At 70.7% G+C, this 12,103-nt stretch carries 10 protein-coding genes; 9 read left to right on the top strand and 1 reads right to left on the bottom strand.

Annotation, left to right across the window (positions count from 1 at the left end; genetic code table 11):
• Window positions 1-168 precede the first annotated feature (168 nt).
• Window positions 169-1,812 carry an MDR family MFS transporter gene (locus OO71_RS27895; protein ID WP_033292896.1) on the top strand — a complete coding sequence of 548 codons (1,644 nt, stop codon included), beginning with the start codon at window positions 169-171 and terminating at the stop codon, window positions 1,810-1,812.
• 56 nt (window positions 1,813-1,868) lie between these two features.
• Here OO71_RS27895 and OO71_RS27890 read toward each other — a convergent pair whose 3' ends face one another.
• Complete coding sequence (locus tag OO71_RS27890) at window positions 1,869-2,387, bottom strand: inorganic diphosphatase (RefSeq protein ID WP_033292895.1); 519 nt, start codon at window positions 2,385-2,387, stop codon at window positions 1,869-1,871.
• A 1,800-nt stretch (window positions 2,388-4,187) separates the two neighbouring features.
• Between OO71_RS27890 and dacB the strand changes: the two genes are divergently transcribed.
• The 8 genes from dacB (at window position 4,188) to OO71_RS27850 (ending at window position 12,068) form a co-directional block, all read left to right on the top strand.
• Window positions 4,188-5,729 (top strand): D-alanyl-D-alanine carboxypeptidase/D-alanyl-D-alanine endopeptidase, encoded by a 1,542-nt coding sequence (gene dacB / locus OO71_RS27885; RefSeq protein ID WP_245633794.1) that lies wholly within the window; start codon window positions 4,188-4,190, stop codon window positions 5,727-5,729.
• Window positions 5,730-5,801: 72 nt separating this feature from the next.
• Entirely contained in the window at window positions 5,802-6,818 is a 1,017-nt protein-coding gene (locus tag OO71_RS27880) for a zinc-dependent metalloprotease (protein WP_033292894.1), read from the top strand.
• Entirely contained in the window at window positions 6,815-7,786 is a 972-nt protein-coding gene (gene tilS, locus OO71_RS27875) for a tRNA lysidine(34) synthetase TilS (protein ID WP_033292893.1), read from the top strand. Before OO71_RS27880 ends, tilS begins: the two co-directional genes overlap by 4 nt.
• A 3-nt stretch (window positions 7,787-7,789) precedes the next feature.
• Window positions 7,790-8,344 carry a hypoxanthine phosphoribosyltransferase gene (hpt, locus tag OO71_RS27870; protein ID WP_033292892.1) on the top strand — a complete coding sequence of 185 codons (555 nt, stop codon included), beginning with the start codon at window positions 7,790-7,792 and terminating at the stop codon, window positions 8,342-8,344.
• A gap of 119 nt (window positions 8,345-8,463) precedes the next feature.
• The gene (locus OO71_RS27865) at window positions 8,464-8,829 is read left to right on the top strand and encodes a hypothetical protein (RefSeq protein ID WP_033292891.1); all 366 of its coding nucleotides are present in this window, start codon (window positions 8,464-8,466) and stop codon (window positions 8,827-8,829) included.
• 23 nt (window positions 8,830-8,852) lie between these two features.
• The gene (locus OO71_RS27860) at window positions 8,853-10,220 is read left to right on the top strand and encodes a hypothetical protein (RefSeq protein ID WP_425388705.1); all 1,368 of its coding nucleotides are present in this window, start codon (window positions 8,853-8,855) and stop codon (window positions 10,218-10,220) included.
• A 68-nt stretch (window positions 10,221-10,288) separates the two neighbouring features.
• Window positions 10,289-11,092, top strand: a complete 804-nt coding sequence (locus OO71_RS27855) for an ESX secretion-associated protein EspG (RefSeq protein WP_033292890.1) — start codon at window positions 10,289-10,291, stop codon at window positions 11,090-11,092.
• 154 nt (window positions 11,093-11,246) lie between these two features.
• On the top strand, window positions 11,247-12,068 hold the full coding sequence (locus OO71_RS27850; protein ID WP_033292889.1) for an ESX secretion-associated protein EspG: 822 nt from the start codon (window positions 11,247-11,249) through the stop codon (window positions 12,066-12,068).
• Window positions 12,069-12,103 lie beyond the last annotated feature (35 nt).

Raw genomic sequence — 12,103 nt, 5'->3', positions numbered from 1 at the left:
GCCGCATTCGAGCCAGGGACGGAGCCGGTTTCGGATTCTCGACATCGCCTGGCCTGCGACGAGGGTCACAGACTATTTGCTTGATGAATGCAAGCTTTTCGGGAACAGTTGTGCAAGGCAAGTAGTTGATACCTGCAAGCAAGTAACTGAGGCACTGAGGGAGACACCATGAGCGACACCACCACTGCGGAAGGGGGCGCCACCACGAACGGACGGCTTTCACACCGGCAGATCCTCACCGTTCTGTCCGGACTGATGCTCGGCATGTTCCTGGCGGCCCTCGACCAGACCATCGTGTCGTCGGCGATGAAGACCATCGCCGACGAGCTGCACGGGCAGAGCCTGCAGGCCTGGGCCACCACCGCCTACCTGATCACCGCGACGCTGTCGACGCCGCTGTACGGCAAACTGTCCGATTTGTTCGGCCGCAAACCGATGTACCTGACGGCGATCTCGCTGTTCCTCGCCGGTTCACTGGCCAGCGGGATGGCGAGTTCGATGTACGAACTGGCCGCGTTCCGCGCGTTCCAGGGCCTTGGCGCAGGCGGTCTGATGTCGCTCGCGCTGGCGATCATCACCGACATCACGTCGCCGCGGGAACGCAGCAAGTACCAGGGTTACTTCATGGCCGTGTTCGGGGTTTCGAGCGTGGCCGGGCCGGTCGTCGGCGGGTTCTTCGCCGGTCTCGACTCGTTCGCCGGGCTCACCGGCTGGCGCTGGGTGTTCATGGTGAACGTCCCGATCGCGCTCGCCGCGCTGGTCGTGGTGAGCAAGGTGCTGAACCTCCCGCACACCAAGGTGAACCAGAAGGTCGACTTCCTCGGCGCCGGTGCGCTGACGCTGGGTCTCGTGCCGCTGCTGCTCGTCGCCGAGCAGGGCCGGGAATGGGGCTGGGGCTCGCCCGCGTCGCTCGCGATGTACCTGGTCGGCGCCGTCGGCGTGGTCCTGTTCATCCTGCAGGAACGCCGGATGGGCGACGCGGCACTGCTGCCGCTGCGGCTGTTCCGCAGCTCGGTGTTCCGCGTGTCGACGATGGTCACCGTGATCCAGGGGATCGGGATGTTCGGCGCGATGATGTCGCTGCCGCTGTACCTGCAGATCGTCAAGGGCGCGACGCCGACGCAGGCCGGGCTGCAGATGCTGCCGCTCACCCTCGGGATCATGATCGCGAGCCTCGGCAGCGGCCGGATCATCGCGCGGACCGGCCGGTACAAGGCCTTCGCGGTCGCCGGGCTCGGGCTCATGGCTGCCGCGGTGTTCGGGTTCTCGGCGATCGGCGTCGACACCTCGCTCGGCGTGGTGATGGCCATCGCGTTCGTGCTCGGGCTGGGTCTCGGGTCGACCATGCAGACGCTGACCCTGGCCGCCACCAACGACGTGTCGCCCACCGACATCGGGGTCGCGACCTCGTCGGTGACGTTCTTCCGGCAGATCGGCGGCACGGCGGGGACCGCGGTGTTCCTGTCGATCCTGTTCAGCACGGTCGGCGACCGGATCGCGGCGGCGGTGCGCTCGGCAATGGCCTCGCCTGCCTACGTCGCGGCGCTGGCGCAGCACCCGGAGTTCGCGCAGCGGATGTCGGGCGGGCTGGACGTGAACGACACGTCGTTCCTGAGCTCGCTCGACCCGGTGCTCGCCCGGCCGATCCTCGAAGGGTTCTCGAGCTCGATGAGCACGGTGTTCGTGATCGGCGGCGTGGTGCTGACCATCGGGTTCGCACTGGTCTGGCTGCTGCGGGAGAAGCCGCTGTCGGACAAGTCGGCGATGGAGCAGCGCGCCGAGCAGGAAGCTGACCTCGCCCTCGCCGGCTGAGTACAGCGAAAAGGGGCCGTCCACCTTCGCGGTGGGCGGCCCCTTTTTGCATGCCCTTAGTGGTGGGCTTCGCCGTCGATCTCTTCCTTGGCGAGGCGGTCCTTCTCGCGCTCGAATGAGCGGGTGATCTCGGCCTCGGCCTCGGTGCGGCCCACCCAGCTGGAACCCTCGACGCTCTTGCCCGGCTCGAGGTCCTTGTAGACCTCGAAGAAGTGCTGGATCTCGAGCTTGTGGAACTCGTTCAGGTGGTGGATGTCCCGCAGGTGCTCCTGGCGCGGGTCGTTGGTCGGGAGGGCGAGAACCTTGTCGTCCGGGCCCTTCTCGTCGGTCATCCGGAACATGCCGATCGCGCGGCAGCGGATGAGACAGCCCGGGAACGTCGGCTCCTGGACGAGGACGAGCACGTCGAGCGGGTCGCCGTCCTGGCCGAGCGTGTCGTCGATGAAGCCGTAGTCGGCCGGGTACTGGGTCGCGGTGAACAGGGTCCGGTCGAGCTTGATCCGACCGGTCTTGTGGTCGACCTCGTACTTGTTGCGCTCCCCCTTGGGGATTTCGATCGTGACGTCGAATTCCACGGCCGTCCTCGCTGCTTCTCGAATCTCGGTGACCCACACGAGTGGGCGGCAACCGTAATCACCTCGTTGACGTCACTAGTGTGGACTACGTCCCGCCGGCCGGTCCCGCCGATGTCGGCCAGGCGGCATGTGACCTTGGCCCCTTCGCGGGCAGGTGAGAAGGAGTGGTGGGTGCCGGACAACGACCAGCCGAGGTGGCCGACGGGCGACGAAGACACCACGTCATCCGCCGAGCGCCCGACCTCCCGGCTCCCCCTGCCCAAACGCGATGCCGGGGCGACGGCCCAGCTGTCCGTGCCGAACGTCACACCGGGCGACGGGCCGGGGTCGTGGTTCCGGCCGAACGTCCCACCGGAGCGGGTGCCGGGGTTGAACGCCCCGGCGGAACGGTCATCGGAGCCTGAGCCTGTTGGGTCGGTTGAGCCGGTTGAGCCGCCGCGGTCGAATCTGGCGGACCGGGTGAGTGGGGCTGGGGGTGCCGCCGCTGCGCCGTGGGTGCCGGTGGAGGGCCCGACGAAGTTCGTGACCGGCGTCCCGCGACCTGACGGTGTACCGGCTGCTTCCGCGGAGAGGCCCGTGGAGGGTACTGCGGTAGAGGGCAACGCCGAGAAGACCATTCAGGCCGCGGCCGAAGGAAGCTCGGAACAGACCATCCAGGCCGGGCCGCCGTCGTCCGGCGCGCAATCGCCGCCGAAAACCGCGCCCCGGCAATCTCCGGCCGATTCTGGTGACGTATCCGGGAAATCGCAGGAGACGTCCCTGTTCGAGCCAGTGCCGCCTCCGCCGCCGACGTGGAATCCCTACCAGGCCAAGGAATCCGCCTCGGAGTCCGCGAAGTTCTCCGCCTTCCGCGACGAAACCCCCACCCCGCCCGACAGCAACCAGGGCTGGGCCGCCTTCCGCCCGATAACCACCCGCGACGACTCGTCCGCGCCACCCCCGAAGGAAGGCTGGACCGCCTTCCGCAACGACTCCACCCCGGCTCCCACCGGGACAACCCCAACCCAGCCGGGTACCAGCGCAGGCGAACCAGGCCCCACCGCGACGGGTTCCGGTTCAGCCGGGCCCGCTGGAATCCGAGCAGACGCAGCGGCCACAGACTCGACGGGCTCAGACGCATCGGCCGCCGAATCCGGGCAAACCGGTTCCGGCGCAACGCAGTCCGCCTCGACGGGGGCGGCCCGAGCGGAGACGAGCCCGGCCGGTCCCGAGGTTGCCGCCTCCGGCCGAACCGGCTCCGGTCCAGACCATCCAGACCATCCGGATGCGGTCGGCTCCGGTCCGGCTCAGCCCGGCCCGGCGAGTTCCGGTCAAGCCGACGACCAAACCGGCTCCACTCCAGCCACTCCGCCCCCCGCCAACCCGACTCCCGCCGCTGCCGCGCCTGCCAACCCGACTCCCGCCATTGCGGCGGGAACCAACCCGGTGGCCGCCAACCCAACCCGAGGTGCCACCCCGGCGGCTGCCACCCGGACTCCCGCCAGCCCAACCCCAGGCGCCACCCCAACGCCCGCCACCCCGACCCCAGCCGCCCCGGCGGCTGCCTACCCAACCCCCAGCGCCACCCCAACTCCCGCATACCCAACCCCAGCGAACCCAAGCCCCACCAACACAACCCCACCCCCAGCCGATCCCAGCCTCCCCAAACCCACCCCGCCCGGGCAGCGCAGCGAGCCCTGGTCCCAGCGGATCGACCTCCCCGCTCGGCCTGCGTTGCCCGAACCGCCTCCGGGGGTTGTTCCGCCTGCCGGGGGGATGGCGCGGCCGGTGCGGATCGAGCCGTCCGGTGGGAGGTTTCCCGTGGAGGCGACGGTCGGGATTCCGCGGCCGGAGCAGTTTCCGTCGGAGGAAACCGTCGGGATTCCGGTGCCTGTCCAAGGGTTTCCGCAAAGCGAAGGGGTCCCGCCGCAGGAAACTGGCGGCGCGATCCCATCGCAGGGAGCTCCCGGGGGCAAGAAGAAGCGGAAGGTGCTCGTCCTCGCGATCGTCGCCGTTCTGCTTCTCGCGGCGGCCGGGGGTGCGTCGGCCGTGCCGCAGGTGTCCAACCGTCTCGGGTTGCCCTGGGCGCCGAACGCGCCGAAGGGCAGTGCGCCCGACCCTGTCGACGCCCGGCTCGCGCTCCACGGCCCCGACGCGTCCGGGCCGGGGCCGTCCGCCAGCGGCGTCGCGTCGGCGCTTGCCGGGCCTGCCGGGGCCGCTGCGTTGTCGCAGCTCAGCGGGAGTGTGATCGATCCGGCCACGGGTACCGCGCTCTGGGATCACTCCTCGAACACCCCGCTGACCCCTGCGTCGACCACGAAGATCCTCACCGTCGCCGCCGCGTTGCTGGCGATGGAACCCACGAAACGGTTCACCACCAAGATCGTCCAGGGTGCGGAGCCGGGCGTCGTCGTGCTGGTCGGTGGGGGCGATCCCACGCTCACCGCGCTCCCGTCCGGCACCGATTCGCCGATCTACCCTGGCGCGGCGCACGTCGACGACCTCGTCGCGCAGGTCAAGAAGGCCGGCGGCACCGTGTCGAAGGTGCAGGTCGACGTGAGTGCCTACAACGGTCCGGTCACCGCGCCGGGCTGGGAGCCGGGTGACGCGCCGTCGCTGTACGGCGCCCCGCTCGTGCCCGTGATGGCCGACGGCGGGCGCGGCAACCCGAGGGCCGACGAGACCATGCGCTCGGCCAACCCGGCGACCGCGATCACGCAGCTCGTGGCCCAGAAACTCGGCGCGAACCCGGGCGGCGTCGGCAAGGCGCCCGCCGGAGCGAAGGTGCTCGGCGAGGTCCAGTCGGCACCGTTGCCGGACCTTGCGTACGCGCTCCTGCAGATCTCCGACAACGTGCTCGCCGACGCCCTCGGCCGCCAGGTCGCCGTGGCCACCGGCGGGGACCCGTCGTTCGCCGGTGCGTCGGCCGCGGTGAAGAAGGTGCTGGCCGACCACGGGTTCGACGTCAACGGTCTCGACCTCTTCGACACCAGCGGCCTGTCCAACCAGAACAAGGTCCCGGCCCGGCTGCTCGCACAGGTGCTCGCCGCGGCGGCAGGCCCGGACGGCAAGAACCCGGCCACGCCGAAGCTGCGTCCGCTGCTCGCCGGGCTGCCGGTCGCGGGAGGCCCGACCGGCACGCTGTCCGGCCGCTATCACACGCCGCAGTCACAGGGCGGCAAAGGCTGGGTGCGGGCCAAGACCGGCACGCTCACCGGCGTCAACACCCTTGCCGGATACGTCCTCGACAGCGACAACCGAGTGCTCGCCTTCGCGTTCATGTCCAACGGCTCGGACCGGAACACCGGCCAGGCCGCGCTCGACGTGCTCGCCACTGCACTACGCGGGTGCGGCTGCCGCTGAATCGACCAAAACCCGCGACCGGAAGGTAGCGTCGGACAGGTGAGCCAGGAAACCGAAACCCGACGGCGGCCCATGGTCGACTGGGACCGCGCGGCCGCCACCGGCGCATTGCTGGTCCGCGGCGGCCCGCAGGTCGCGCGCGGGGAAGCCGACCGCGCGGTGGTCGACCTGCGGGAGCTGACCGCCGAGGCGGAGGGGCACGTCCGCGAGCTCACCGGGCTCGGCCGGGACCTGCCGTTGCTGCCCGGCACCGTGGTGGACCGGCCGGGCTGGGTCCGGTCCGCGGCGTCCGGGCTCGGGGTGCTCACCGGCCGCGCGCTGCCTGCCGCGCAAGGCGGTCCGCTCGGCCCGATCCTGGCGTCCGGCGCCGGGGTGCAGACCGGGCTCGTGCTGGCGTTCCTCGCGTCTCGCGTGCTCGGGCAGTACGACCCGTTCGGCGGCCGCGAGCACCAGGGCGAGCTGCTGCTGGTCGCGCCCAACGTGGTGGCGGCCGAGCGCGCGATGAAGGTGCCTGCCCGAGATTTCCGGCTCTGGGTCTGTCTGCACGAATGCACGCACCGGCTGCAGTTCACCGCCGTGCCGTGGCTGCGGGACTACTTCGCCGACGAGGTCGAACGGCTGGTTTCGACCCTCGCCGACAGTTCCGCGGAAGGTCTTGCCGAGCTCGTCGGCCGCCTCCCGGACGCGCTCCGGCAGCGCGGCAAGGGCGGTGGGATCGCGGAACTGCTGCAGTCGCCCAAGGAACGGTCGATCTTCGACCGGCTGCTCGCGTTGTCCACGCTCCTGGAAGGCCACGCCGACTACGTGATGGACGCCGTCGGTCCGCAGGTGGTCCCCAGTGTCGAGCAGATCCGTTCGCGCTTCACCGAGCGTCGCCAGGGCGGCGGGCTCTTCGACCGGCTTTTGCGTGCGCTGCTGGGTCTCGACGCGAAAATCCGCCAGTACGAGGAGGGCGCGAAGTTCACGCGGCACGTCGTCGACGCTGTCGGGATGGACGGGTTCAACGCGGTCTGGCGCTCGCCGAACACGCTGCCCACCCGAGCCGAGATCGCGGACCCCGCGGCCTGGGTGCGGCGCCTGCACGGGTGAGTGCGCTCGCCGCGGTCCGCACGGCGGTCCGCGACTTCCTCACCACGCTCGCCGTACCCGGCGAAGTGTGCGTCGCAGTGTCAGGCGGAGCAGACTCCCTCGCGCTCGCTGAAGCGACGGCGTACGTCTCGCGGCACCGTGACTTCCGTACGCGCGCGCTGGTGATCGACCACGGCCTACAGCCCGGCTCCGCTGCCGTCGCCGCCGAAGCAGAGACAGTGGTGAAGAGCCTCGGCATTGACGTCGCTGAGGTACACGCTGTCCACGTAACGGGCAAAGGTGGTCCTGAAGCAGCCGCGCGCGCTGCGAGGTACCACGCGCTCCGCGAAGCGTTGCCGAGAGGCGAAGGGCTCGTACTTCTCGGCCATACCCTCGACGATCAAGCCGAGACTGTGCTGCTCGGTCTCGGACGAGGGTCTGGACCACGGTCTCTCGCCGGCATGCGTCCGCACGATCCGCCGTGGGGTCGTCCATTGCTCGGCATCACCCGCGCGCAAACGCTTCAGGCGTGCGCGGAACTCGGAGTCGAACCGTGGCAGGACCCGCACAACGCCGACCCGCGGTTCACGCGCGTCCGGTTGCGCACCGAAGTCCTGCCATTGCTGGAGGACGTGCTGTCGGGCGGTGTCGCCCCGGCGCTTGCCCGTACAGCCGCGCAATTGCGCGAAGACACCGAGGCGTTGGACACACTTGCCGCGCGCGTGTACGAGCGCGGCGTCCGCGAAGATGACCTCGACGTAGCCGTGCTCGCCGCCGAGCCTGCCGCACTGCGCCGACGGGTTCTCCGCAGGTGGCTGCTGGACTCCGGGGTCCGCGAGCTGACCGACGCGCATCTGCGGTCGGTCGACGCTCTCGTGGCCCGCTGGCGCGGTCAGGGCGGGGTCTGGCTGCCAGGCAACTTGGAGGCACGACGGCGGCGTGGCAGGCTCTCGCTTGCCGGACCCGAACCCACCACCCGAGGGGAATGACTCGTGTACGAGGGCGAGATCGCCTCCGTGCTCATCACCGAGCAGCAGATCAAAGACAAGATCGCGGAGCTGGCGGCGAAGATCGCCGCGGACCACCCGGAGAACGGCCAGGGCGACCTGCTGCTGGTCGGCGTCCTCAAGGGCGCCGTCATGTTCATGACCGACTTCGCGCGGGCGCTGCCGGTGCCCGCGCAGCTGGAGTTCATGGCCGTGTCGTCGTACGGGTCTTCGACCTCGTCGTCGGGGGTGGTGCGGATCCTGAAAGACCTCGACCGCGACATCGCCGGGCGCGACGTGCTGATCGTCGAGGACATCGTCGACTCCGGGCTCACGCTGTCGTGGCTGCTGAAGAACCTCGCGAGCCGGAATCCGGCCTCGCTCGAGGTGGTCTCGCTGCTGCGCAAGCCGGAAGCGGTGAAGGTCGAGGTACCCGTCAAGTACATCGGCTTCGACATCCCGAACGAGTTCGTGGTCGGCTACGGCCTCGACTACGCCGAGCGGTACCGCGACCTGCCGTACATCGGGACGCTCGATCCACACGTCTACACGTCGGGCTAGGCGATCACGGAACCCGGATGCCGCAAATCGCGTCATAGGTCTCGACCAGGTGCGTTAACCTGTGCGAAGACCTAATGCCAGGCGGGCGGTGCTCGCGCGGGGGAACGGAGAGAGGGCAGATGGGCAACAGCAGTTCGGCGGACGCGAACGCGTTCAAAGCCGCCGCTGTGGGCGGTCAGGTCGGCATCGACCCCGACGCGGCGCAGACCGTGCTGAAGAAGATCCGCACCGGCCGCGATGCCGTCGAGGCTCTCCTGAACGGTTCGGGCACGCTCGCGCAGCCGCCCAAGCTCGGCGCGAACCCGGTCGGGCACGCGATGGCGGCCAAGTTCGTGCAGCGCGCCGACGGCGGTGGCGACTCCTACTCGTCCGCCCTGCAGAACCTGCTCAGCCAGTACCAGGCCGCGGAAGAGGGCATCGTCGCGGCGATGGCCCGCTACCACGAGATCGACCAGTCCGCCGCCGACCCGTTCCGCAAGGCCTGACGTCCTAGGGGGATCACGAAGTCATGGCACCGAACACCCAGAACCCCGTCCCGGACGGGTCGGGCTACGGCGACCAGCCCGTGCCCGCTCCCGGATCGGCCGTCCCGATGGGGTCGAACGCGAGCACGCAGAACATCGTCGACTCCGCCCGCAGCAGTGCCGGCGGCTTCGAGATGGGCGGCGACCGCGCCATCGGCAACCCGCCGAACTGGAACGCGCAGGAGAGCCAGCAGCTCTACCTTGGCGCGACCACCGACAACGACCCGGGTACGGCCGAGTCCACCGGGCAGCACTGGACCAAGCACGGCACCGAGCTGAAGCAGGCGTCGAACGACCTGTACTCCGCGATTTCCGAGCTGGGCAACGCCTGGGTCGGCCACGGTGCGGCCGGGGCACAGGGTGCGCTCGTCTCCATCGCCAACTCGGGTTCGCAGGCGTCCGACGCCGCGCACACGATGGCCGACCGGCTCGCGCGCCAGGCCGCCGCGGCCGCCGAGGTCAAGAAGATGCCCGCCCCGCGTGACTACGATCCGAAGCAGGCGATGTCCGCCGCGCTCGCCGGTGGTCCGGCCGCGCTCGCCGCGGACCAGAAGGCGCAGGCCGACGCGGCGAACGACGTGAAGGCGCAGCAGGTCGCCTTCTTCAACGCGTACACGCAGGCGATGAGCGAGGTCGACGGCTCCACCCCGAGCTTCGGTCCCGAATCGCTCGGCATGAAGCCCACGCCGACGCACTTCAACGGTAATTCCTTCAACGCCGTCAACAACATTCCGCACGCCGACGGTGTGCAGGGGCTGGGCGGCGCGGACGGCTTCGGCGGGGTCGGCGCGTACGGCGTCCCCGGTGCGGGCGGCGCAGGTCAGCCCGGCAGCGCGCACATCACCGCCGACTCGGGCAACTACGCCGCGGCCGGTCTCGAAGGCGGTCTCGCCGCCGGAGCCGGGGTCGGTACCGGTGCGGGTGCGCCCGCCCCGGTTGCGCCGGCGGCGCCTGCTGGTGGGGGCGGCGGCAGTGGCGTCGGAGCTGCGCTGGGACTCGGCGCGATCGGCGCCGGTGCCGGGTACGCCGGGGGCAAGCTCGGCCAGGGCTCGCGCAGTGGGTCGCGCAAGGAAGAGAGCACGTCGGCCGCGGCCGAACACCAGAGCGGGCAGAGTGCCGCGTCCGCGGTGCCGCAGCAGCAGGGCGTCGTCCCGGCGGGTGGCACCATCGGCCAGCAGCCCGGTATGAGCCCGATGGGCGGCGGCATGGGCGCGTCCGCCGGACAGGGCGAGGAGGACCAGGAGCACACGCACGCGTCGTTCCTCATCGAGCCGGACCCGGACGACGCGTTCGGCGCCAACGAGGCCACCCCGCCGCCGGTCATCGGCGCGTGGTCGGACGACGACAACTGAGGCTCGACCCGCGGGCGCGTGACCGGACCGGTCACGCGCCCGCGGGCATGACGAGAGGGGGTCGGTCGATGTCGAACGCGGAGCTGCTCGCACCGATCGAGGTGGACTTCCTGTGGGAGTCGGCCGGGATGGGCGAGCTGCCGTATCCGCTGCGGGTCCGGTCGCACGGCGTCACCGTCGACGAACGGGCGGCGCTGCGCACCGGCACGCTCGGCGCACTGGCCGACCGGGGGCTCGCCGACACCCGTGGCCGCCCGGCTCCGCACGTCGAGGACTTTTTCGGCATCCTCGCCTCCCCGGACGTCAGCCTCGACACCGTGCAGTTGCTCGACCCGAACGGCGAGCCATTGCTCGCGGTGGCGGGTAGCGCGGCCGGTCAGGGCCTTTTCGCCGTACAGGACCAGCGCGGCCTGCATCTGCAGCCGTGCCCAACCGACGGGCTGGCCACGGCCGTCGTCTCGCTCCTGCCGGGGGCTCCGCGGGGCACCGAGAAGTCGATCACCGTGCCGCTGGAGCAGCTGGTCGGCGCTTCGGGCGTCGATTTCATGCAGCGCCGCGGCAACCAGGTCGACGCCGATGGCCGCGCGAGCGTGGACGAAGACCGCAAGGCGCTGGCCCGGTTGCACGCCCAGCAACGCCTGCGCGGTGGCCAGATCGGCGCGAACGCCCGCAACCGGCTCGGCGGGCGCAGCCGCTCACCCGTGCTGAGCTGGTTCGACACCGAAACCGGCCGCTATTTCACGCAAGCCAGCCGAGGCCGGGACGGCCGCGACTGGATCACCATCGCCCCGGCCGACGCGGCCACCCTGCGGCACCGGCTGGGCGAAATGCTCTCCGGCGCCGCCGAGCAGGCCAGCGCTGCCGCGTTCTGACCTCTGCCGAAGATCGCCCCAATGTGGCATTGGGTGCGTCTGACGCAGCGAATGCCACATTGGGTGCGTCAGATGCAGCGAATGTGGCATTGGGGTGGCGGCCCGGCGCTAGGCTGGGGCCGGAAATCGTTGACCGGAGGGTGAGCAGCACCGGATGCACCAGGAGTTCTTCTCGCCGATGGCGTTCGACTTCCTCTGGGAGTCGATGGAGCTCGGCGAGCTGCCGTACCCGCTGCGGATCCGTTCGCACGGCGCCACCGAGGACGAGCGGGTGTCGCTGCGGCACCGGATCGACGTCGAGCTCAAGGCCCGCGGCCTGCGTGATTCCCGCGGCCGCGCCGAGCCCCGGCTCGAAGACTGGCTCACCCTGCTCGCCCGCGCCCCGCATTCGATCGACGGGCTGCACATCCCGGAGTTCGAGGCGCATCCGGTCGCGCTGCTCGCGGCGGGCGACGAGCGCACCGGCGTGATCGCGATCCAGGACGGCGACGGCTTCTGGCTGCGCGAGGCCCCGGCCGACGGGCTGGTGTCCACGGTCGTCGAGCTGCTTCCCACCGGACCGCGGGGCAGTGAGGCGTCGGTCACCCTCCCGCTGGACGAGGCGCTGCACACGCCGCCGATCCGGGTGCCGGTCGCGGCGGGCGGCGGGCAGGCCGAGGAGAAGGGCGGCCGTCGGCAGAGACGTCAGTCACTCAGCGAACGCGCCACCGCCGACCCGCGCGAGACGTACGGGCTCCTCGCGGGCCAGCCGAGGCTGCGTGGCGGTCAGCTTGCAGCGAACAGCCGGTCCCAGCTCGGGGCGCGGCAGCGGTCCCGCGTGCTCGGCTGGTTCGACACCGCCACCGGGCGGTATCTGAGCTTGTCGCGGGCCGGTTCGGACGGCCGGGAGTGGGTCACCGTGGCTCCCGCGGACCCGAAGACATTGCGTACCCGGCTGGGTGAAATGGTGGCCTCGGTGGCGGTCGAAGGCAGGTAGCGGGCGAACACCTCGCCGGAGCGGGAACCCTCGCG

The sequence above is a fragment of the Amycolatopsis jejuensis genome, from assembly GCF_000717335.1.
GTDB classification, from domain to species: Bacteria; Actinomycetota; Actinomycetes; order Mycobacteriales; family Pseudonocardiaceae; genus Amycolatopsis; species Amycolatopsis jejuensis.
Note: the sequence above shows the minus strand (reverse complement) of the source record. Positions and strands in the feature narration are given on the sequence as shown.

Excerpts from the sequence above, each read along its gene's own strand:
- OO71_RS27895 (WP_033292896.1), top strand. The coding sequence starts at position 169 with ATGAGCGACACCACCACTGCGGAAGGGGGCGCCACCACGAACGGACGG.
- OO71_RS27880 (WP_033292894.1), top strand. The coding sequence starts at position 5,802 with ATGGTCGACTGGGACCGCGCGGCCGCCACCGGCGCATTGCTGGTCCGC.
- OO71_RS27865 (WP_033292891.1), top strand. The coding sequence starts at position 8,464 with ATGGGCAACAGCAGTTCGGCGGACGCGAACGCGTTCAAAGCCGCCGCT.
- OO71_RS27860 (WP_425388705.1), top strand. The coding sequence starts at position 8,853 with ATGGCACCGAACACCCAGAACCCCGTCCCGGACGGGTCGGGCTACGGC.
- OO71_RS27855 (WP_033292890.1), top strand. The coding sequence starts at position 10,289 with ATGTCGAACGCGGAGCTGCTCGCACCGATCGAGGTGGACTTCCTGTGG.
- OO71_RS27850 (WP_033292889.1), top strand. The coding sequence starts at position 11,247 with ATGCACCAGGAGTTCTTCTCGCCGATGGCGTTCGACTTCCTCTGGGAG.